At 43.1% G+C, this 22,994-nt stretch carries 22 protein-coding genes and 1 riboswitch; of the genes, 1 reads left to right on the top strand and 21 read right to left on the bottom strand.

Annotated features, from left to right (window positions below; genetic code table 11):
- Positions 1–10 precede the first annotated feature (10 nt).
- The 12 genes from cbiE to cobK form a co-directional block, all read right to left on the bottom strand.
- Positions 11–1,213 carry a precorrin-6y C5,15-methyltransferase (decarboxylating) subunit CbiE gene (gene cbiE / locus A8805_RS01630; protein WP_109708457.1) on the bottom strand — a complete coding sequence of 401 codons (1,203 nt, stop codon included), beginning with the start codon at positions 1,211–1,213 and terminating at the stop codon, positions 11–13.
- Positions 1,206–1,937, bottom strand: a complete 732-nt coding sequence (cobJ, locus tag A8805_RS01625) for a precorrin-3B C(17)-methyltransferase (RefSeq protein WP_109708456.1) — start codon at positions 1,935–1,937, stop codon at positions 1,206–1,208. Before cobJ ends, cbiE begins: the two co-directional genes overlap by 8 nt.
- Positions 1,930–2,703 carry a precorrin-4 C(11)-methyltransferase gene (gene cobM, locus A8805_RS01620; RefSeq protein ID WP_109708455.1) on the bottom strand — a complete coding sequence of 258 codons (774 nt, stop codon included), beginning with the start codon at positions 2,701–2,703 and terminating at the stop codon, positions 1,930–1,932. Before cobM ends, cobJ begins: the two co-directional genes overlap by 8 nt.
- Positions 2,704–3,453 carry a precorrin-2 C(20)-methyltransferase gene (cobI, locus tag A8805_RS01615; RefSeq protein WP_109708454.1) on the bottom strand — a complete coding sequence of 250 codons (750 nt, stop codon included), beginning with the start codon at positions 3,451–3,453 and terminating at the stop codon, positions 2,704–2,706. It lies immediately after the preceding gene.
- On the bottom strand, positions 3,450–4,613 hold the full coding sequence (gene cbiD / locus A8805_RS01610) for a cobalt-precorrin-5B (C(1))-methyltransferase CbiD (RefSeq protein ID WP_109708453.1): 1,164 nt from the start codon (positions 4,611–4,613) through the stop codon (positions 3,450–3,452). Before cbiD ends, cobI begins: the two co-directional genes overlap by 4 nt.
- A 42-nt stretch (positions 4,614–4,655) precedes the next feature.
- Positions 4,656–5,438 carry a sirohydrochlorin cobaltochelatase gene (locus A8805_RS01605; protein WP_109708452.1) on the bottom strand — a complete coding sequence of 261 codons (783 nt, stop codon included), beginning with the start codon at positions 5,436–5,438 and terminating at the stop codon, positions 4,656–4,658.
- A gap of 73 nt (positions 5,439–5,511) precedes the next feature.
- Entirely contained in the window at positions 5,512–6,369 is an 858-nt protein-coding gene (locus tag A8805_RS01600) for an energy-coupling factor ABC transporter ATP-binding protein (RefSeq protein WP_109708451.1), read from the bottom strand.
- Complete coding sequence (gene cbiQ / locus A8805_RS01595) at positions 6,366–7,139, bottom strand: cobalt ECF transporter T component CbiQ (RefSeq protein WP_109708450.1); 774 nt, start codon at positions 7,137–7,139, stop codon at positions 6,366–6,368. The genes A8805_RS01600 and cbiQ overlap by 4 nt, the downstream gene beginning before the upstream one ends.
- A gap of 30 nt (positions 7,140–7,169) precedes the next feature.
- Positions 7,170–7,478, bottom strand: coding sequence for an energy-coupling factor ABC transporter substrate-binding protein (locus tag A8805_RS01590; protein WP_109708449.1), 309 nt, complete (start codon positions 7,476–7,478; stop codon positions 7,170–7,172).
- A 1-nt stretch (position 7,479) separates the two neighbouring features.
- Entirely contained in the window at positions 7,480–8,229 is a 750-nt protein-coding gene (locus A8805_RS01585; protein ID WP_109708448.1) for an energy-coupling factor ABC transporter permease, read from the bottom strand.
- 100 nt (positions 8,230–8,329) lie between these two features.
- Positions 8,330–8,524, bottom strand: a riboswitch (cobalamin riboswitch).
- 38 nt (positions 8,525–8,562) lie between these two features.
- Complete coding sequence (locus tag A8805_RS01580; RefSeq protein WP_109708447.1) at positions 8,563–9,090, bottom strand: cob(I)yrinic acid a,c-diamide adenosyltransferase; 528 nt, start codon at positions 9,088–9,090, stop codon at positions 8,563–8,565.
- 68 nt (positions 9,091–9,158) lie between these two features.
- A complete protein-coding gene (gene cobK, locus A8805_RS01575) occupies positions 9,159–9,965 on the bottom strand; it encodes a precorrin-6A reductase (RefSeq protein WP_109708446.1) in 807 nt (268 codons plus the stop codon).
- Positions 9,966–10,145: 180 nt separating this feature from the next.
- Here cobK and A8805_RS01570 point away from each other — a divergent pair, with 180 nt between their 5' ends.
- Positions 10,146–11,282 (top strand): GGDEF domain-containing protein, encoded by a 1,137-nt coding sequence (locus A8805_RS01570; RefSeq protein ID WP_109708445.1) that lies wholly within the window; start codon positions 10,146–10,148, stop codon positions 11,280–11,282.
- A 56-nt stretch (positions 11,283–11,338) separates the two neighbouring features.
- Here the strand turns inward: A8805_RS01570 and A8805_RS01565 are convergent, their stop codons facing one another.
- The 9 genes from A8805_RS01565 to A8805_RS01525 all read right to left on the bottom strand — a co-directional run bounded on the left by A8805_RS01565 (position 11,339) and on the right by A8805_RS01525 (position 22,852).
- Entirely contained in the window at positions 11,339–11,812 is a 474-nt protein-coding gene (locus tag A8805_RS01565; RefSeq protein ID WP_109708444.1) for a superoxide dismutase family protein, read from the bottom strand.
- Between the two features lie 87 nt (positions 11,813–11,899).
- On the bottom strand, positions 11,900–17,122 hold the full coding sequence (locus tag A8805_RS01560; RefSeq protein WP_109708443.1) for an EAL domain-containing protein: 5,223 nt from the start codon (positions 17,120–17,122) through the stop codon (positions 11,900–11,902).
- A gap of 142 nt (positions 17,123–17,264) precedes the next feature.
- Positions 17,265–18,116 carry a MetQ/NlpA family ABC transporter substrate-binding protein gene (locus A8805_RS01555; protein ID WP_109708442.1) on the bottom strand — a complete coding sequence of 284 codons (852 nt, stop codon included), beginning with the start codon at positions 18,114–18,116 and terminating at the stop codon, positions 17,265–17,267.
- 24 nt (positions 18,117–18,140) lie between these two features.
- Positions 18,141–18,803, bottom strand: coding sequence for a methionine ABC transporter permease (locus tag A8805_RS01550; protein WP_109708441.1), 663 nt, complete (start codon positions 18,801–18,803; stop codon positions 18,141–18,143).
- Positions 18,800–19,798 carry a methionine ABC transporter ATP-binding protein gene (locus tag A8805_RS01545; protein ID WP_109708440.1) on the bottom strand — a complete coding sequence of 333 codons (999 nt, stop codon included), beginning with the start codon at positions 19,796–19,798 and terminating at the stop codon, positions 18,800–18,802. The genes A8805_RS01550 and A8805_RS01545 overlap by 4 nt, the downstream gene beginning before the upstream one ends.
- A gap of 58 nt (positions 19,799–19,856) precedes the next feature.
- The gene (locus tag A8805_RS01540; protein ID WP_109708439.1) at positions 19,857–20,750 is read right to left on the bottom strand and encodes a cysteine ABC transporter substrate-binding protein; all 894 of its coding nucleotides are present in this window, start codon (positions 20,748–20,750) and stop codon (positions 19,857–19,859) included.
- Entirely contained in the window at positions 20,747–21,523 is a 777-nt protein-coding gene (locus A8805_RS01535) for an amino acid ABC transporter ATP-binding protein (RefSeq protein WP_109708438.1), read from the bottom strand. The genes A8805_RS01540 and A8805_RS01535 overlap by 4 nt, the downstream gene beginning before the upstream one ends.
- Positions 21,524–21,534: 11 nt before the next feature.
- Positions 21,535–22,212 carry an amino acid ABC transporter permease gene (locus tag A8805_RS01530; protein WP_109708437.1) on the bottom strand — a complete coding sequence of 226 codons (678 nt, stop codon included), beginning with the start codon at positions 22,210–22,212 and terminating at the stop codon, positions 21,535–21,537.
- Entirely contained in the window at positions 22,193–22,852 is a 660-nt protein-coding gene (locus A8805_RS01525) for an amino acid ABC transporter permease (RefSeq protein ID WP_109708791.1), read from the bottom strand. The genes A8805_RS01530 and A8805_RS01525 overlap by 20 nt, the downstream gene beginning before the upstream one ends.
- Between the last annotated feature and the right edge of the window lie 142 nt (positions 22,853–22,994).

Below are 22,994 nucleotides of genomic sequence, written 5' to 3'. Positions count from 1 at the left end.
AAGTTGCCTCCTAACTCGAAATAACATAGACGGGATTTTGTCCGGTCATCATATGATATGCCCCCAGTTTCCGTGACTTTGAAACTGAAATCTGGATAATCTCCGGATCTGTGAGAAGTCCTTCCTCTATGGCTTCCATCGTTTCTCTTACAGTCTCAAGAGATATGGCATTTAGTACAATTTTTACATTGGGATTTTTCTCTCGTACCACATACAGAATTTCCTTCAAATTCCCCGAGCTTCCTCCGATAAATACATGGGTAGGGGCCTCTAGCGGCAAAAGTGCCTCAGGAGCGGTTCCCTCAACCAGTTCCACCTGGTCACAGCAAAACTTCTGTCGGTTCTGCCTGATTAATTCAGTTCCTTCCGGGTTCTTTTCCACTGCATACACCTTTATGGTTTCATCCTGTAAGGCAGCCTCTATGCTGACAGAGCCAGTTCCAGCACCCACATCATAAAGTACTGACTTTTCCTGCAGCCCAAGTTTTCCAATACTGATGCTTCGAACTTCTGCTTTTGTCATTGGAACTTTCCCCCGGATAAATTCTTCATCCTCTATATGCCAGTGAATTCTCCTGTCAGCACGGGGGTTCAATACATATGCCGCTGCCAGCCCTTCGAAATCTTCCGGGAGAAGCTGGGCACCGCTTTTATGCAGTATTTCTTCCTTTTCATAAGAAAGGTACTTTCCGATATAGAAATCAACATGCCCCAGATTGTAATGCTGTATTTTTTTACAAATTTCCTCACTGTTCTCTCCGCCGCTAAGCAGGAGAAATGTTTTCTCATGGGTAGAAATGGCATGAATAAAATTCTGTTTTCTCCCATGAATGCTGACAAGCTTCACATCCTCCCAGGATATCCCCAGTTTTGCCGCCAGATACGCCACTGTGGAAATCCCTGGTATGGTATGCACACGATAATCAGAAAGCTCTTTTTCCAGCTTTTTTGCACCGCTGTAAAACCCTGGATCACCAGAAAGTGCAACTGCTATGTTCCCATATTCTATATGCTCTTTTAAAAACCTGTGAATCTCATCCGGCTTATAGGAAGAAAACATAGGTTTTCCAAAGGATTGCAGCGCATCTGTCATCCGGCCTGCACCGATAATACAGTCACAATTCCTGAAAATTCCTCTAGCCTCCTCTGTCATGGACTTTTCATTGCCCATCCCGATTCCGGTAAGATATACGATTTGCTTTTCTCTATACATTCTGGTATCCCCTTGGTGTTACCATTTTTCCATTCATTTGTTTTGTCTGCTCATTTCCGACAAATACTGTAGTAAACATATCTACTTCCGCATCCTTTAATTCTTCTAAAGTCAAGATTCTGTGAGATTCTCCGTCTCTGCCGATATTACGTACCATGCCGCAGACTGTCTCCGAACGCTTATATTCCAGCATACATTCACAAGCCTTTTTTAAATAATCCCGCCGCTTTTTACTGGATGGGTTGTAAAGACAAATAACAAAATCAGCCATAGCAGCCGCTTTTAATCTTTTCTCAATCTTCTCCCAGGGTGTCAGCAAATCACTCAGGCTGATAACTGCAAAATCATGCATAAGGGGCGCTCCCAGTACCGCCGCCCCTCCAGTGGCAGAAGTAATCCCCGGTACAATCTCAATCTCCACATCGGGATACTGTACCCCTGTTTCGTACATCAGGCCAGCCATACCATAAACTCCTGCATCTCCGCTGCAGACCATGGCTACATCCTGTCCCTTAACAGCTTCCTCCAGTGCCATCTGACAGCGTTTCACTTCCTGTGTCATAGGAGTAGTCAGATATGTTTTGTCTGGGTATTCTGTTTTGATCAAGTCTACATAAACTGTATATCCTACAATTACCGGACACCTATCCAATGCTGCCACTGCCTCCAGAGTCATTTGTCTGTCCGCTCCCGGCCCCAGACCTATCACATAAACCTTACTCATTGCTTTTCACCTCTTTACTTGCTTTGCGGTATTCCGTCGTAAAAGCAGGATTATATAGTTCGGATCTTGTATATTCACCATCTAAAACACGTCCTACTACAATCAGTGCCGTTTTTGTGATCCCTTCTTTCTCAGCAGTTGCCTCCAGACTGTCAATGGTACACCGGCACACCTTCTCTTCCGGCCAGGTTGCCTTGTATACAATCGCTGCCGGGGTATCCCCCGGATATCCGCCTGCCGTCAACTCCTTTGACAGGTCTGCAAGCATTCCGGTACTCAGGAAAATCACCATTGTCGTCTGATGTGCTGCAAAGCCGCGTATAGATTCCCGCTCCGGCACCGGAGTCCGCCCTGCCATTCTGGTAATCACAACAGATTGGGAGATGCCGGGGAGCGTATATTCCGCCTCTAAAGCCGCCGCTGCTCCGCAGAAAGAGCTGACGCCGGGGCAGATTTCATAAGAAATCCCCTCCTGCTTCAAAGCATCCATCTGCTCTTTTATAGCACCATACAGACAGGGGTCCCCTGTGTGGAGACGGACCACTCTTTTCCCTTCCCGTTCTCCCCTGACCATTACTTCCAAAACTTCCTCCAGCGTCATCCGGGCACTGTTATATACGGTGCAGTCCTCTTTCTTCGCATCCAGCAGCTTCGGATTTACAAGGGAGCCTGCATAAATAATAATATCCGCCTCCTGTAAATAATTCTGCCCCCGCACTGTAATTAAGTCCTCGGCCCCTGGTCCGGCTCCAACGAATACAATCATCTAATTGCTCTCCTTTATCATAATCAATGAATAATAGCTTGCCCCATCCGGAATTTCGTCCACATGATGGTAAACCTTTTCCCCCGGCATTCCGCAGTTTTCTACCATTTGTACCTGCAATGATTTTTCTTTTACTATTTGTTTCACATAAGGCATCTTTTTTCCTGCCTTCATCAGAATTTTTGTTCCCGGCAATTCGAGACTTTCTTCAATCCCATAAGATGCCGGAATGATATGCAGCTCCTCCCGGTTTTCTGCCAGCCCCGTATTCACCTTTGCCGCAGCTGCACAGAAAGATGGAATTCCAGGAACCAGCATCGTTTCGCATCCCCTGCTTTTCAGACGTTTGTGCACATAAAGACAAGTGGAATATATACTGGGATCTCCCAGTGTAATAAAAGCAACATCTTTCCCCGCCTGCAAAATCTCTTCTGTCTTGTCCGCACAATGATTGTGAATTTCTTTTAACTGCTGTTTTTCTTTTATCATAGGCATAGGAAGATAAAGCTTTGCTTTGTAGGCAATTTCAGGAATCTCCGGAAGCGCAATCTGATAAGCCACACATTTTTCCAGGTAATCTGGGTTGGCACATACCGCGTCTTCCTCTTCATATATGGCTTCTTTCAAATCCGGGCTGGAGACTGCCAGAGCTATCACATCACAGTCCCGGATAATCTCTACTGCCTTCAGAGTCATCAGTTTTGGGTCTCCCGGCCCTACGCCTACTCCGTAAAATATTCCCTGTCTCATATCTTCTCCCTTCCAATCTCCTTCAACAGCACTCTGGTGTCTTCTGTTTCACCAAGAATACCTTCTTCTTTTGAAAATATAATCGCACCGATTTTCAGTCCGCTGCCTGCACGTTGTTTTAAATAAAAATCTGCCCGCTTTGTAATCGACTCCATTACCTGATTCAAAATGCCCTGACTTTTTAAAAAGTCTACCGCCTCTGCGGTTGTGATGCATTCCATAATTTTCTTCACATCCCCAGTGAGAGCCCCTGCCATCGCTGCATGAGCGGCAAAGATCTCCATTCTGCAGTCTGCCTGTCTGGAGTGGGTATTCATCACGCCCCCCGCCAGTTTAACAAGTTTGCCTATATGCCCAACCAAGAGGATTCCCTGCATACCCAGGCTGACAGCCGCATCAATGGTTTCTCCAATATAATTGCTGGATTTCACAGACAGTGCACCTTCATATCCTAAGGTTTCTGTCAGAAAATCACTTCCGTAATTTCCAGGAACTACATAACACCAGTCATGGCCATTTTCTTTTAGAACCTTCATTTCCAGGTATATCGTGTCTGTCAGTGCCTTTTCACTCATAGGCTCCACAATCCCGCTTGTCCCAAGTACAGAAATACCGCCTTCAATACCCAGCCTCGGATTAAAAGTCTTCCCGGCCAGCCTTCGCCCTTCCGGGATGGAGATCAAAATCTCCAGTCCTTCCTCGTAACCAAACTGCTTCCGCTGCTCATCAACAGCATCTAAAATCATCTGACGCGGAACCTTATTAATTGCAGCTTCCCCAATGTCTTGTTCAAGCCCCTTTTTGGTAACTCTTCCAACACCTTCTCCCCCGTCCAGCAGGAGGCCTGTTCCTTCCCGCCTTATTACTTTGGCATAAACATACACTCCGTCCGTAATATCCGGGTCATCCCCACTGTCTTTTTGAATTGCACAGCTTACAGAGTTCTTGTCTTTTTCAATATGTTCCACATCCAGATATAAGGTAATTCCCTTTGGAGTATGCAGGGAAACCTGGATAAGAGTCTGCCCTGACAGAAGCATATATGCTGCTGCTTTCGCTGCGGCTGCCGCACAGCTTCCTGTTGTGTAGCCTAAACGGAGCTGTTTCTGGTTTTTCCATATAAGCGGGCTTTGATTTTCACTCTTTGAAAATCTTTTCATGCAGATGCCTCCTTTCCCTGCTTTTCTTTTAAAGTATGTGCTTTAGAGAACTGCCTCAATATGCTCTATAAATATATTCCGTATTCCTTTCATTTCTCCCAGACCTTTCAGAATAGCCTTTACCACATATCCGGCATCTGAAAGCTGAGCCTTCCAGGAATCCTCATCCCCAATCATATCATTCTTGGCGTGATCCCCTGCTACAATCATAAAGGGCATCAGCGTCACCTTTCTGTTTCCCGAAATCTCCAGCTTTTTCATGACATTTTTCAGATCAGGGAATCCTTCTACCGTTCCTATAAGCACCTGGTTGTATCCCAAGGAATGAAATGTATATTCCAATGTAGGGTATGCTGCATTTGCGTGATGATCCGTTCCATGTCCCATAAGGACCAAAGCTTCCCCTTCCTCCAGGGACACCTCTGCCATCACTGCATGAATAGACTTTTTGTAATCTTCTACACTGGTCAGCAGTGGTTTTCCTACACTGATTTTACGGAATCTGCCCGCATATTCCATCAAATCACTGAGCATTTTATCATTCTCAATTCCATTGATGATGTGGGTCGGCTGGACAATTACTTGTTCTATTCCATCTTCAGCCATCTTTTCCATGGCTTCCTTCACACTGCAAATAAATAAATCTTCCGTCTTTTTCAATTTCCTGATGATCATCTGGCTTGTAAACGCCCTGTATAAGGGATATTCAGGGAATATCTCCTGTATCTGTTTTTCAACCGGTACGATATTTTTTTCCAGAGCATCCAAATGGCTTGTTCCAAAGCTTACTGTTAATATTCCTTTCTTGCCCGTTCCCTTTTCCATTCTATACCTCCATGATTGCTTATGTCACTTAGGCCTGGTCTTTTCAAGCCTTAGTGACATAGATGTTTCCTCTTTACTTCCCTGTTTGCTCAATATAACTCTCCAGTTCCTTCATACTTACAGGAGGCTTCAAGTCTTGTTTTAAAACTCCTTTACTGCAAAGCTGTCTAAACAGCCTAAGTACAGCCGGTTCCTCCTGGTTTGTCATTGTCAGGGCTTCCACATTCGTACAGACTGTCACCGGATCTGCCTGAAGAAGTACTTTTCCCTCATGCATTAGTATAATCTCGTCTGCCCATGACAGTGCATAATCAACATCATGGGTTGCCATCAGTATGGTTATCCCCTCTTCTGCCAGTTTATCCACTATTTCATTTACTTTTTTTGTATGTTTGGCATCCAGGGCAGCCCCAGGCTCGTCCAATATCATGACATCGGGATGCATCACCAGGATATCAGCAATGGAAACCTGTTTCTTCTGTCCTCCGCTTAAAGCATGGGTGGGGCGGTCGCGAAAAGGTGTAATTTCCAGATAGTCCATAACTTCTTCTACTTCCTTTTTTGCTTTTTCTGGCCCCATCCCCATATTCAAGGCGCCAAATGAAATTTCCTGATAGACGCTGGCGGAAAATAACTGGTTGTCCGGGTCCTGAAATACAATCCCTACTTTTCCGCGTAAATCCAGCAGTCCTCTTTTTGAATAATCAACAGGCTTTCCATTGAATAAAATGGTTCCTTTACAGGGTTTATGTATGCCATTACAGCATAGGAAGAATGTAGACTTTCCGCATCCATTAGCCCCCATAAATGCAACCTTTGAACCTCTTCTTATTTTCAGGCTGACATTGTCCAGTGAATCCGGACCTCCCTCTTCGTAAGAAAAATAGACGTTTTTTACTTCTATAATAATATCCTGTTCTGCTGTACTCATAAGGTTTTCCTCCATATTGTAATTCCCAGCAAAACCAGTTCAAATGCGGCGATTGCTGCAATTTCAGCTCTTCTCGCCGGATATTCTTCTTCCAGAACCCGAATTTCCCCATCATAACACCGGGATTCCATTGCATCGTAAAGGGCATTGGAACGCCAGAAGGCACGGAGCAGAAGCCCTGCACCCATTTTCCCGAAGGAATCAAGGGATGTCCTCAGGTCTTTGTTGCCAAGCCTGGATTTCTGGGATACCATAATAGCCGAGGCTGTCTCCAGCAATACGAAGATGAACCGGTAAATGAGAAGCATCAGCTCTGCCAGGATTTTCGGGCAGCGGAGTTTCAATAAGACACTCAGAAAATCTGTCATTGTTGTATTCAGGGATAAAAAATACAAGCAGGACACACTTGCCATGGCCGTTGCAATTAACTGTATACCAAACAGCAATGATTGAAAGCTGCCTGTGATAAAAAAGCTGCCCACTGGAATTGCATAAGCATCCAGTGGGATTTTTGAAATATTGATAATAATAGCAAGAGTACTCATTATCAGGAATACAAAGGGGATTGTAAGAAGCCTGGCATACAAAAGCCCCGGTATTTTCCCCTTTTGTACCGTCAGATAACTATTCACAGCAAATACAATGCCTGCAATAACAAGAGAACGGCTCACTACACAGAACAACAGAGTCAGAATAGAAAAGGCAAACTTTTCACTTGCATTTACATATCTTAGCTTTGAGCGATAACAAAGCTTATCCACTACAATCATACTGTCTCCCTTTCTCCATGTATGCCTCTATTACTCCATACTCTGCCATTTTTTCCGTTCTACAAAACGACCCATAATAAAGGCAATGATTCCCACGCCAATACCTGTCTGAACACAGAATATCAGACTTTCTACTTCTCCGGGAAGTTCTCCGTCAAGTGCAGTCTCCAGTACCGGAGTAAACCAGGGGGTGTACTCCCCTTGTATTTTCTCTATCATAACACTTCCAGCGTCATCAGAGCCGCCAAATTCAGCTCCTTTTAGTGCAAATAAAGGTATAACTGCAATTAAAACTACTAAAATCAGCAGCACAACGGCTGTCTTTTTATTTTTACTCATCTTACCTTGCCTCCTTTAAGAATCCGATTGCCTTCAGCTCTGGTTTTGCATAAGATTCCATTGCCATAACAATGATTACCGTGAGAATCCCTTCAATCACAGCGAGTGGAAGCTGTGTTGGTGCAAATACTCCAAGGAATTTCACAGCGGAGGCTCCCACACCACCTGCCTCAGACGGATACGCCAGTGCAAGCTGGACGCTTGTCACACAATATGTAAACAAATCTCCCAAAAAAGCTGCCAGAAACACAGAGACTTTCCGGTTTACTTTCAATTTTTTGCAAAGCATATAGATTCCAAAAGATAAAAGCGGCCCTGCAATTGCCATAGAAAATGTATTCGCTCCCAATGTAGTCAATCCGCCGTGTGCCAGCAGGATTGCCTGGAACAACAGTACAATAATACCTAAAATACTAACCGCGGCAGGTCCAAACAGGATGGCACCCAGACCTGTTCCGGTCATATGGGAGCAGCTCCCCGTTACAGATGGGATTTTCAAGGAAGACAGTACGAAAATAAAGGCCCCTGACATCGCAATTAATGTAATGGCTTTACGGTTTTCCGCTACTCTCTTTTTTAGGGAAATAACCCCGGCAACCAGAAATGGAACACAGATAGCGCCCCATGCAATACAATATTTTACCGGAAGATAGCCTTCCATAATGTGCATTGCATTCACTGCCGGTGTGACGGCAAACATAAGCGCAAAGGCTATGGCTGCCCTGAATAGAATTTTTTCTTTTTTTGACATGTTTCTCTCTCCTTTTGTGATATTGTTTTCTGAAATATTCCAGGTATACCACAAAATCGATTGAGATTCGCAGCATAACACCCGGTCATATCCCCGTAACCATCCAGATTCATTTAAAAGTGGGTGTTCTGACTTAGGCCTCAACACAGTATTCCGCCTTCCCATAAGTAATCTTACAGTGACATCATGGAATACCATTCTTCCAATACAGCAACGGGTATTGTGCAGGATTCACACCTGCTTCCCCTTCTCCTAAATTGTATGCCAAATCTGGACTTATCTATGTAATTGCAGAGTGAAATCTGCATTACATACTTCATTTTTACAATGTAACTAGAATTCAATTCCCCTTCTTGCTCTTATATCCTGATCAAAGGGGTGTTTGATTTTCTGAATCTCTGATACGTAATCAGCAGCCTCGATTAATTCCGCAGAAGGATTCCTTCCGGTCAGAACCACCTCCAGCCCCGCCGGTTTACACCTAAAAAACTCAAGCGCCTTTTCATGCCTGACGAGACCATAATTATAAGCCGCCATAAATTCATCCATAACCAGTAAATCATAGCTGCCTGTTTCAACTTTCTGCATAATCGTATCCCAAAGCTGGCCATATAATTCTCCCGCCAGCCGCTTGTCCTCCTGGCTGAGTGTATTATAAAAACCAAATGACTTTTTCAGATGGAGAACTTCTATTTCAGGAACTGCATCTAAAATACGCAGTTCACCGGAAATCTCATTTTTCAGGAACCTGGCAAACAATATCTTCATACCACATCCTGCTGCACGGATTGCCAGTCCCGTGGCGGCTGTTGTCTTGCCCTTTCCATCACCGCAGTAAATATGGATTAAACCATTTTCCATCTCTTCACCTCGCTTTATAAATTCTACCACACTCCACAGCATTATGCAATGAAGGGGTCAGTCCCTTTTCAAAAGGGACTGACCCTTCTGCTCTTCGTTTTCAGAATATTCTGAATATATTGTTTTACTTCTTCTATACTGCTCCCGGTCTCGGCCGGCCGGCCTATGACTACCAGCGTCACTCCAAGCTCTTTAGCAGCTTCTAGTTTTTCTTCAAAGCCGCCTGCTTTCCCGGATTCTTTTGTCACAAAATATTTTGCATCTGTATGCCTTAACATGGCTGTATTGAGTTCTTTTGAAAAGGGACCCTGCATAGCAATCAGGTGAGCCCCCTGGAAACCAAGGGCCATACTTTCCTCCACTGCTTCTTTTGTAGAGAGAACTCTGGCATAACATCTTTCTTTATAGTTTTCAATTGCTGTGTATAGCTTTAATTCTTTGCTCCCTGTGGCAATAAAAATTCTTCCTGTCTGTATTTTCAAATATTCTACCGCTTCTGCCACGGAGCCTGCACTCACTATATTCTCATATATTTCCCTGGTAATACCTCCGCTTTCTTCCCGAAGACAGCGAAAATATTCAGTCTGGTGTACAAAGCAGGCCTTTTTAATATTCTCTGTCACAATCCTGGCATAAGGATGAGTGGCATCTATCACAAAATCCACTTTCTGTTCTGTAATAAACTTGCCGATTGCCTCTTCATCCATCCTCCCCCAGACTCCCCTGATATTGGGAATATTCTCTACGCACTCCATCCCATATTCTGTTGCTGTACTGATATATGTGACAAGAGGAAGCCCGCTTAAATATTCCGCAAGCTCTCTTCCTTCTGATGTTCCTGCAAATAAGAGTACACATTCTTTTTCTGTTTCCATATTTGCTCCTTTTTTATCTGCTGGATGTTATTGTAAATAAAATTTTTCCACAAGTCAAGTTATGACAGAAAATGGCGAAATTTTGTATGCTTTAATTGTTGCACTCCCCACAAAGAAACAATATAATGAACTAAGTATAAACCTTAGAAACCACACAATTTATGGGAGAAACTCCGTCTTATGTGTCTATATTTTATTACCGGGCTAAAAAAGGACTATGAACAGAAAAAGAAGTATTTTCTGACTGCGGGGGTTGAAGCAGCACAAAAGAATTTAGAGGTTTTAAAACTTGTCAGCTTAATCATTTTGGTTCTGCTGTTTCTTTTCTATGCTGTTATTCTTGTTCTTTCCAAAGAGGTGCCTATTACTTTGACACACCTCTTACCTCTTCCGGCTGCCATGATTTTTTTCACTGTTTCTTCTAAATATTTAAAGTCAAATAATAGGAGCAAACAGGTTATTACGGCACTCTGTCTTCTATTTGAACTGTTTACTTTCGCTTTTGTGATTTACATAGATGTTTTTCCCTACTCAAATGCGCAAGGTGTGTTTTTGCCGCTCGTTTATGTTGCATTTTCTGTGTGCTTTATTTTCCCATTTTGGCAGACCTTTTCCATCCTATTTATTGTAGAAATTATATATATTATTTTAATAAATCTAGTAAAGGACCCGATTGCCGTTACAAATGATATTTTTATTTCCATATTAGGTCTTGTACTTGCTTTTACGGCAAACCATATTATACTAAAGTCGCGCGTTGAGGACCATTGTGTATGTACCCGTTATATTCATTTGAGCATGACAGATTCACTAACTGGAATTTTGAATAAAAAGTCCTGTGAGGATGCAATCCAAAAGTATCTTGAGCTGAATACAAATCACTTTTGTGCCCTGCTTTTTCTAGATCTTGATGATTTTAAAAATATCAATGATCGTATTGGTCATGACATTGGTGACCAGGTTTTAGAGGGCGTAGGGAAATTACTTTTTAAATCTTTTCGTTCTACAGACATCGTTGGCCGTATCGGCGGTGACGAATTTATGGTGCTGATCAAAGATTTCCGAGATTCAGAGGATTCCCTGAAAAAGAAATGTGATATACTGCAGTACGAGATATGTCAGGCCATGCTAAGTCTTTCCGTAGAATCTTCCTGCAGTATCGGTGCAGTCTTATTCCGAAATCAGAATGTAGATTTTCAAACTATCTACAGGCTGGCAGACACGTCTCTGTATGAGGCTAAGCTTTCTGGTAAAAACAAATGTACCATGTGCGGTATCCCTGAAGGATACACAGAAAAAAACCTCGGCTCCATCTAAATGCTTTTTATTAGGAGCCGGGGTTTTTACATTTATCCGCCCAATGGAGTTCTAAACTAAGTTCCCCACGCTTGGATTTCCCCACATGCTATTTTTTCACCAGCATCCCCAAATGGCTGGGTCCTGTAATCATCCGGCTGATCATAAATTATTACAGTCCTGCCAATCACATCATCGGGAAAGAATCTGCCGGTATATACAGCAATCCATGCCGAACCGTGGGAGGAAAGAAGCACCGGAAGATCTCCTGCGTGCTGTGGATGATCTGCAAAGTCCGGGTTGTAATCTGTCCACGTATCTGCAAATGGGTCTGTTAGAATTCCGGCACAGTCACTTCCTTCATTAATATGAAAGCCAAAGAATTTACCTAAGTACTGTTGCTCTATGTCAGGCAGCCCGTAAATCTCCGCCATCACGATAGTTCCTCCATGCACTCCAAAAAAATACACCATTCCATGTACGTCAGGAAATTGTTCCGATCCCTTCACCTCGGCAAATGCCTCTGGTACCCCGTTTAGTATTTCTAACATAACATCATCCTCCTATCACCAATATATGCAGCAAAAAAGAAGATGTTCATATTATACTTACAAAGCCAGTATTTCCAGTATTTCATTTTACAATAGTTTACTCAGAGTTACCTGGAGCATCTCTATGTCGATAGGTTTTGCCACATGGGCATTCATTCCTGCATCCAGCGCCTCCCGGATATCTTCCGCAAAAGCATTCGCAGTCATTGCAACAATGGGAATACTTTCCGCATCCTCCCTATCCATCTTTCTGATAACACGCGCCGCCTCATAACCATTCATCTCCGGCATCTGGATATCCATCAGTATGGCATCATAAATATTCTTTGGTGCATTCTCAAATGCACTCACTGCCTGGGCCCCATCCGTCACTACTACTGATTCCGCCCCGTACAAGGACAGCAGTTCAGAGAGAATCTCCGCGTTAATCTCATTGTCTTCGGCAACCAGAAAACAGCGGTCAGCAAATAGCTTTCTCGCTTCTAAGTCTGAAAAACTTAGCCTTTTGCTCTCAATTGTATTCCCTGCACTCTCTGCTGCAGACTCATATTCCAGCTCAATCCGAAATTCTGTTCCTTGGGAAACCGCACTCTCTACCGAAATGATTCCGCCCATTAAATCCACCAATCCTTTGGTGATGCTCAGTCCAAGTCCCGTTCCTTCTACTCTGTACGCGCTATAGCTGCGGGTAAATGGCTCAAAAAGATATGTAAGAAACTCCTCAGGTATTCCCACCCCCGTGTCTTTGACCACAAAACAGTAACGTACATTTTCATACTTTAATGCAGGAATCTCCTCCACATAAAATTCTACACTCCCCCCTTCCGGTGTAAACTTAATGGCATTGCTTAAAACATTAATCAGAATCTGATTGATACGAAGGGCATCCCCATAAAACCAGTCATTTTGTATATGCTTTTTCCTGACAACAAACTCAATCCCCGCACCCTGAGCCTGAGAAGCTATAATTGATAATACCTGGTCAAGCAGCGTGGATAGTATGATTTTTGTATTGCTCAATGTAATCTGAGAACGCTCAATTTTACTCATATCCAAAACATCATTAATCAGACTTAACAAATGTTTTGAGGAAATTGATATTTTTTCCAGGCAGTCAGCAACCCGTTCCCGATCCTCTATATGTGCAGAGGCCAAAACTGTCATCCCCATAATGGCATTCATAGGAGTACGGATATCATGACTCATGGCAGATAAAAACTCGCTCTTAGTGCGGTTTGCTTCCTCCGCCAGAGACAGCGCTTCTTCCAGAGCCGCCTTTGTATCTCTCTCCGCCGAAAGTATATCTGTCACATCCGCCTGCACAAAGCAGATTGTGCTGTGGTCACTGTCCCCCCATAATACATTTATCTGTTTATACCGCAGCACATTCCCCATCTGCTGGGAAAGCAGAAAGTCATATCCTTCCGGCTTGTCTTCCAACTTGTGGAGCATGTTTTCAAGAAAAAATTGCTGATATGTCTCTCCCCCTTTATTTGTGTCTATATAGATGTCACTAAAGCCTTCTACTGCATTTTCGCAATAATTCATAACCTGGGGAGACAGATTGTCCAATATGGTCCGGCGCGTATACAATGTCAGCAATTCACGCTTTACATTGATAAAACCGGCCAGTTCAAAGGTATAGGCAATCATATTAAGAAGCCCCCTCTGTTCCCTTATGGAATCTGTAATATCCGTGCGCACCATACATACCCGGCCAATACGCAGATCAACGGCTGAAACGGTCATGTTTTTTGAGCGTATATCCCCATTTTCATCTGTAATAGAATAAGCAAATGTATAAGATTTCTCCTTCTTCAAACGGAGCCGTATCTCTGCCGGATCCAGTGATTTTCCATATACTGCTCTGTCTCTGGGCACAATGGCGGAATTTATCATTTCTTCTATCCGTTTCAGATGGCTTCCATGAGGTTCGGGCATACAGTCTCCATTTGTATTGTGTGCCAAAACAGTATAAAAATCTGTATCCAGATTCAAGTCAACGACAAAATCATAATTAGTTACTGACAGCTGGTGCAAAATCTTGTCTGTAATAACCTGCTCTGTAATATCTATCACTGTCAAAATTCCGGTAATGTCTTCTGCGTCAGGCGCTTCTACTAAATTCACCTTAAACTGGACATAACGACCCCGTTCGTCTGCCGGGAACTTTACAAAACATTTTAAAATCTGCTCTGTATCCTTTCGTTTAAAAGCAGTAAGGGCAGATGTATTCAGGTACATATCGAGAAATTTCTGCCGTTGTTCTTTTTCCACAATAAAACCAGACAAACCAGTGAGAAAATTTTCCCTCTCTGTCCCAAAAGTATTTAATATATCCGATCCTGTATGGTCAATAATCTCCCGTATTTTGTTGTGTGTGATACTGTAGTGGCCAATAATCAAGGCATTTGGTTCTGGAGTCCGATAATGCTGCATAAGCATTTCATTATATTTTCGCCTGAACTGCTCCTGTTCTGACAGCTCCCTGGTTATGTCACGATAAGTAGCATAAAATTTGTTTTCGCCGCCTTCGCCTTTAATCAGTGAAAATGTATTTTCCACCCAGACATAACCATCGTCCCTTTTTTTCAGCCTGTAAACCATCTTACAGCGGTTCATTTCGTTATACATGGATTCCAGCATCTGTTTCTTCACACGTTCTCTGTCTTTGGGATGAATGCCCGCCATAACATTCCGGCTGTATAATTTCCACGTTTCCTTCTGGCTCATACCTATCAGCTCAGAAAAACCTTCTGACAAGAATTCCGGTACGATTTCTCCCTCTTCATCAAAACGCATTACTGCAATTCCACCAGGCAGCTTTTTCACCACTGTCTGGAAATATTGCTCCAGACGCGCCTTCTCCTTTTGTGTTCTGAGCTCCTCTGTAATATTCCTTACATATCTGACATATGCAGAAGTTCCGTTCCACTTAATCTCCCGGAACCGGATACTATAATACTGGCCGGTCTCTTCAATCGACATTTCATGCTCTTTTCCATCTGGCATATGGGTCTTTAAAGTACAAAATTTGCAGGGAGCGCTCTTATCATGCAGCACTGAATAGCATTTTTGTCCGATATACTCCGGCACTCCTATATAATTTTCTTCTAACATATTTGTATAAAGCAGGTCATAGCTTTCTTTCTCAATGATGTAAATGCTATCTGCTGTCTCATTGAGAATACTCTGGAATTGCCGCGTTTCCGCAGACAGCCTGGTGAAGACTGCATAAAACCTGCTGACCTCTGCCAAGGGTCCTATGCGCCGCCCATTCAGGTGAATCCAGATAAGATTCCCCTCCTTGCTGCGTATGCGGTAAGAGACATCCAGAACCGCTCCACTGACCAGGGCTGTCCGGGCTGCAGCCGCAACCATTCCTCTGTCAGGCTCATAGATAAGCTCCATCGCATCACACCGGGCCATTTCTTCATATTCTTCCCTTGTATGTCCGGACAAAGCAATAACACCGTCCGAGAAAAAGGTTGGAATGAACCGGTTATTCTCTACACGGTAACTGGCAATCCCGCCTGGAATGTCCTGAACAAGTTCTTCTATACTGGGGGGCAAGTCCTTTCGTTCAAGTTCATTATGCGAAGATTCCAAATGTGACATAATATGATCAAGGCCGCTCACTGCTTCTGCACAGCTCAAGTCTGCCAGAAGAGTCTCAAACTCATCCCGGGGCAATGGCTTAGAGAAATAATATCCCTGAACATAATCACAGCCATTTTCACTGAGAAAGGTCAGCTGCTCCTTCGTCTCTACCCCCTCCGCTACTACCCCAAGATTCATCCAGCGGGCAAGATTGATAATAAACTGAAGAATTCCCTTACTATCTGATTTTGCAGTCTCATTCTGAATGAATTTCATATCCAGCTTCAAAAGATCAATAGGCATTTCATTGAGCATATTCAAAGAGGAGTATCCGGTACCGAAATCATCCATCTCAATGATAAACCCCAGCTCCCGCAGATGGGCCACTGTATCGATAATCTGTTTTGGATTCTCTGTATAAGCACTTTCCGTAATTTCCAGATGAAGCCTTGAGGGCGGCAAACCATATTTTTGAATAATCCCTGTCAGAATGTCTGTAATATCCGCATTATAAATATCCGCACGGGATACATTTACAGAAACGGAAATGGGGGTGTATCCCTTATCATCCCACTCCCGCATAAATGCGCATGCCTTTTCCCAAACAAACTGATCCAGCTTTGTAATAAAACCATTTTTCTCAAAAAGAGGGATGAATTTTACAGGAGATTGAATGCCCCATTTAGGATGATTCCATCTCACCAACGCTTCAGCTCCCACCATAAGTCCATCTTTAATCCGGTATTTGGGCTGCAGATAGACCTTGAATTGATTCTGCTGCAGTGCAGACTCCATACTGTCTGTAATTGCCTGTTCCTTCAGCAGCAGATCGCGCAGCTTATCATCATACTCTGCAAAATATTTCCCATACTGCCCCTTGATGCTTTGGGCTGCTAATAATGCCCTGTCACACATCTGGTCCACGGGAACCGTATAATTTTCTATTGTATAGATTCCCCATTTCATCACAATACTGCTAAGTTCCATCTTTTTACTGATTTTTTCAATCTTTTCCTGGAACATTGCATTTGTATAGTTGCGGCGGCGCTCTACCAGACAAGCAAACCGGTCGGCATTTAACCGGCCGCATATTCCATTGTATTCCCGGCTCTCCTTATACACTTCTGCCACAGTACAAAGCAGTTTATCACCTGTAGAAACACCGAACACATCATTGATTAACTTGAAATTTTCAATGTCTGAACAAACAATATCATAATGGATACCCGGGTTGCTCATCAGAATTGTTTTTACCTTTTGATAGAAAAACTCCTTACTATATAATCCGCTCAGACGGTCATACTGCATCATATTCATCATACTGGCAGTCTCACGCAGGTTGATAATGCTGGCCACCCTGTGCAGAATAATTAACGGCCTGTACGGCTTAGCCACAAAGTCTGATGCACCATAGGATAGTGCAGCAATCTCATCTGCTTCCCCGTCATTTTGTGTTGTCACAATAACAGGAATCGAAGAATAAGCGGAGTCTGCTTTCATAACAGAAAGAAAAGTATAGCCATCCATAACCGGCATGACAATATCAAGAAGAATGAGGGAAAGCCCTTCTCCATATTCTTTTAATATGTCAAGGGCTTTCTGTCCATTTTCCGCCTCCAGAACATCATAGACTGGAGACAAAATATCGCACAGCATCTTTCGGTTAAGTTCATTATCTTCCACAACTAAAATCTTTCTACGTGAAAACATGGGGTCATCTCTCTATCTTTGAAAAAGGTCGTCAGGTATCATTATATTTACATTGTATAATTCTACCATATGCCCCAGGAAAAGACAATCATTTTGCCTGTCTCAGTCTTTTTCTCACAGTATAGTTCTCAACATGACATCCTTAAAAAACCGGCACAACCGCTCCACCATAATTCTCATTGATAAAGTCTTTTACGTCACTAGATAAAATAGCATCTGCCAAAGCTTTTGTCTTTGCAGAATCTTCATTTCCTTCTTTTACAGCAATAATATTTGCATAGGTCTTAGCAGCAAGAGAATCTGATGCCTCAACTGCCAGCGCATCACTTACATTAAGTCCGGCTTGAGCCGCATAATTTCCATTGATGCACGCGATATCAACATCCTGAATCGCCTTTGCAGCCTGCGCAGCCTCTAACTCCTTAATTTCCAGATTCAGAGGATTCTCTATGATATCAAGTTTTGTTGCTGTAATTCCCGCATCCTCTTTCAGCTTGATTAACCCCTCTGCTTCTAACAGCAGCAATGCTCTCGCCTCATTTGTCGTATCATTCGGAACTGCCACAGATGCACCTTCCTTCAAATCATCCAGAGAAGCTGTCTTTCCTGCATATATTCCAAATGGCTCAAAGTGTACACTTGCAGCAGATACGAGGTGAGTTTTGTTTTCCTCGTTAAAGTTTTCCAGGTATGGAAGATGCTGAAAATAATTCGCATCCAGATCTCCATCCTCCAATGCTGTATTCGGCAATACATAATCATTGTATTCTACAATCTCAAGAGTGTATCCGTTCTCTTTCAGCTGGCCTTCAATCTCTTTTAAAATCTCAGCATGAGGAGTTACGCTTGCCCCTACTTTGATTGTTGTATCCTCTTTTTTCTCTGTTGTTGAATTGTCTCCTGAACTGCTGCTGTCTCCAGCCTTTCCGCATCCAACAGCAAGTGATGCCACAAGACTAATTCCCAATAATACTGCAATAACTCGTTTCTTCATAATAATCCTCCTCTTTTTCTCTCTTTACTGCTTCGTTCTTTTATCTATCTTGTTCACAAAACGGATTCCCACTTCCTGAAACAGTTGTACTATAATCACCAGAAGTATAACCGTCACCAGCATGACATTTGTCTGGTACCTGTAATATCCATAATTGATGGCAACTGCTCCAAGGCCTCCTCCCCCGACAAATCCGGCCATTGCTGAATATCCGAGAATTGTTGCAAGGGCTATGGTACTTCCTACAAACAAAGAGGGCTTTGCCTCCGGAAGCAATACCTTATATATAATCTGAGCCGGTGAAGACCCCATCGCTTTCGCTGCTTCAATTACACCTGCATCTACCTCCTTTAAGGAGGATTCCACAAGCCTGGCGACAAAAGGTGCCGCGGCTACCACAAGGGGAACAATCGTTGCCGTAGATCCTATGGTTGTTCCTGCAATCCATCTTGTAAATGGTAAGAGTGCAACCAACAGAATCAAAAAGGGAACTGAACGAACCAGATTAATAATAACTCCTGTGATAAGATTAAGTACTCTGTTCTCGCATATCCTGCCACTATCAGTTATGTATACCAGCACCCCCAGGGGTACACCCAGTACATATGCAGCTGCCGTTGATACGAGAGTCATATAGAATGTTTCTCCAATACCGAGCAATAACAATTCTACAATCTCCTGCCTCATTCCTGGCTCCCCCCTTCCTCGAAGTATATTCCCTTGCTCCTAAGAAAATCTTTCATCTTCTTCATCACCGCTCTGTCACTCTGATGCTCAATCAGCATCTGCCCATAAGCTCTGCCGCCAATATTTTCTGTATCAGCCCCCAGGATATTCACCAGTGTATTCGTTTCAATCACCAATTGAGCAATGATTGGCTCAAAGGATGACTGCCCGTCGAAAACAATTCTTAAAACCCTGCGTTCTCCCGTCTCAAGGAGTTTCTCTCTAGCCGGAAGAATCAGTTTCCTGGCTGTCTCCGATTTTGGATTCAGGAACACTTCTTTGACAGTGCCCTCTTCTTCTATCACACCACCGCTCATAACTGCAACTCTGTTACATATCTGCTTCACCACTCCCATCTCATGGGTAATTATTACAATGGTGACTCCAAGCTTTTGGTTAATTTCTTTTAACAGCTCCAAAATTGATTTGGTAGTAATCGGATCCAGAGCACTTGTTGCCTCATCACACAGAAGGACTTCCGGATTCGTTGCAAGGGCTCTTGCAATCGCAACTCTCTGCTTCTGTCCGCCGGACAGCTGTGCAGGATATGCATTCGCTTTATCCTCCAGGCCGACCAGCTTCAGAAGTTCTTCTGCTCTTTCTTTTGCTTCCCGTTTTTTCACACCAGCCACCTCAAGGGGGTAACAGATATTTTCAAGTACATTTCTCTGTGCAAGAAGGTTGAACTGCTGGAATATCATCCCCATCTTTTGCCGGTATTTTCTAAGTTCCCTTGGGCCTGCCTTTGTCAGATTCACACCGTCGAAATATACATTCCCGATTGTTGGAACCTCCAGCAGGTTTATACACCTTACCAATGTAGATTTTCCTGCTCCGGAGAATCCAATAATTCCATATATATCTCCCTTTTGGACCTCAAAACTCACATTGTCTACTGCGAGGAACCTTGTTTTGCTGGAGATAAATTCCTTGCTGACATGTTCAAACTTTATCATGCCATTCCCCCCTTTAAGTGTCTGTCTGTTGTCACTGAAATCAGTGATTTATCTAATTTTATTCTTCCACTACTCCGCCTTCTACTACCAGGCTGTCAGGATCAACCTCATCGCCGTATACAGGTTCAAGAGTCTCTTTGTAATTTGCATGGAAAAACTGCTCATCTGCCAGTGATTTAATTTCTTCGTTAATCCAGTCAAGCAGTGTTGTATTTCCTTTAGACACTGCCGGCGCAATGGTATCCAGATCCCCGAGAGAGGTAATACCTACTGTAAATCCATCATTCTGAAGTGCCCAGGCAAGAACCTCTGTATTGTCTGTTGAGAAAGCATCTCCACGCCCGTCAATCAATGCGTTGTACGTTTCTGTATACTGGTCAAATTTCACCAGCTCCACATCAGGATAATTCTCTGTAAAATAAGTCTCAGCTGTTGTTCCCTTTGCAACGATCAGTTTCTTGCCATTTAAATCTTCTGGAGAAGTAATCAGTGCATCATCAGGTGATACAACCCCAAGTGCAACCTTCATATACGGAAGAGCAAAATCAACAGACTCTGCACGTTCTTCTGTTACTGTAAAGTTCGCAAGAATTATATCGACCTTACCGGTCTGCAAGTATTCTACGCGGCTTGCAGGCTCTGTAGATACATACTCTACTTCAACCCCAAGATCTTCTGCAAGACGCTCTGCAAAGTATACATCATATCCTTGATATTCACCTTTCTCGTCCACATAACCAAATGGATTCTTGTCACTAAATACACCAATTACAATTTTACCGCTCTCTTTAATTTCATCCAAAGTACGGTATATGGCTTTATCCTCTGATTTCTTCGCCGTTTCCGTTGTCTCTTTACTTGTCTCAGAAGATGAATCCTCTTTAGAACCACATCCTGTAAGAGCAGAAACCCCAAGTGCCAGTGTCAATAATAAAACTGTTATTTTTTTCATAATACAAATCCTTCCTTTTCTGTTTTATTTTCCTTGTGAAATATAAATGTATTCAAAAACCGACGTGTTCTGTCCGTTTTTGGCTGTGTAAAGAACTGCTCTGGCTCAGCAATTTCTATGATATCTCCTTCGTCCAGAAATACAATTCTGTCTGCAACAGCACGCGCAAACTGCATCTCATGTGTGACAATTACCATGGTTGATCCGCTTTTTGCAAGCTCCAGCATAACATCCAATACCTCTCGTACCATCTCCGGGTCGAGGGCTGCCGTTACCTCATCAAAAAGCATAACCTCAGGCTGCATGATCAGAGCCCTCACAATTGCCACTCTCTGCTTCTGTCCACCCGATAACTGTCTTGGATAAGCATCCTTCTTATCCAGAAGTCCCACTCTTTCAAGGAGCTTTTCAGCATCCTTTTTTGCTTCTTTTTTATCTCTTTTTTGTACCCTGGTTGGTCCAAGCAATATATTATCTATCACAGTCATATGGGGGAATAATTCATAGCTTTGAAATACCATCCCAACCTTCTGGCGGACTTCATTCCACTTGGTTTTATTTCCCGTAATAGACTCACCGTCTAACAAAATTTCTCCGGACTGAATCTGCTCCAGCCCGTTCATACATCGCAAAAATGTACTCTTACCACAACCTGACGGGCCAATCAGAACTACTACTTCACCCTTGTGGACATCCAGGGATACATCCTTTAGTACCGGACCGTTACCGTAATCCTTGACCAGGCTGTGAACCTCTAATAATTTTTCACTCAACAATACTCACCTCAATCCTTCCACTTTTTCTCTAATCCGGATGCCAAGAGTGATATGGGCCAGCAAGCCAAAAAATACAGGAAAAAGATCGCTGCATATATCCAAAGTGCCGAATCCGGCACAGTGTAACGGTTTGCCTCTATAATTTGCTGCCCTACTTTCAGCACCTCCACTACTCCAATTAACACAATCAGTGATGTAGTCTTAATCATTCGTGTTGTCAGGTTAATAGCCAGAGGTATCAGCCTTCTTAATGTCTGCGGGATAATAATATAACCGTATATCTGTTTCCCTGTTAATCCCAATGCCTGACCGCTCTCATACTGATGCTTCGGTATAGATATCAGTGCCCCCCGCACCAGATCTCCAATCTCTGCCGTACCCCACATCGTAAATACAATGACCGCCGATACCTGCCCCGACAGATTAATCCCAAAAGACTTTGTAAGGCCAAAGTAAACCAGGAATAAAAGTACCAGCTGCGGCATAATCCGGATGAAATCCAGATACACTCTGGTAATACACCGGGTAATGGGATTCTTTAATGTCATAATCATTCCCAAAAGTGTTCCCAGTAGAATGGAAAGTACTACTGCAATCAGGGATACCTTAATCGTAATCCACAGCCCTCCCAGAAGGCGGAGAAAATTATCTCCCATAAACAAGACTCTAATTCCCAAATCCTGCATATCTTAGTCTCCTTTCCAAAAGTGTTGCCACGATGGATATTGGAAGCAATAATATCAAGTATGATAATACCAACATCAAAAGTGCCTCGTCGGTCTTGTAATACAGCCCAATCAAATCCTTCGCCACATACATCAGATCGGCCAGTGCAACCACACTGAATACGGAGGTTTCCTTAATCAGGAATATAACATTCGCACACAATGGCGGAACCGATACGGACAGCGCCTGAGGAAATATGACATAACGCATAACCTGGCTGTGGGTCAGCCCTATGCTGAGCCCTGATTCCATCTGAATCTTTTCAACGGATTCTAAGCCACTTCGGAATGCTTCAGACATGTAGCTTCCGCCAAGAAAGCTTAATCCAATGATGGCACATGCTTCGGAACTGAGTGCAATCCCTAGCTTTGGCAGCCCAAAGTACAGAAAGAACAACTGAACCAGAAGCGGTGTATTCCGTGACAATTCTATGTAAATTGACACGATTCTTCTGATAACCGGAACCTTATAATACTGAATCATGGAACAGCACACCCCGATAACCAGCGAAAGCAAAATTCCGGTTATTCCCAGCCTCAGCGTTAACTTGGCTGCTTCTAAATACATCGGAATATATTCTACAATAAATTCTGTATCCAACATCTCACCCCTTTTATAACATACCTTTCATATAGGAATAGTAGGAATATATCATTATATGCATACTTTGTCAATAGGTTTTATATGTTTTTATTTCTAAATGCAAAAAAAAGGCTGCCACAGCTATTGATAAAAAACCAAA

Origin of the sequence: Faecalicatena contorta (assembly GCF_003149105.1) — a bacterium.
Classification (GTDB): Bacteria; Bacillota; Clostridia; order Lachnospirales; family Lachnospiraceae; genus Muricomes; species Muricomes contortus_C.
Note: the sequence above shows the minus strand (reverse complement) of the source record. Positions and strands in the feature narration are given on the sequence as shown.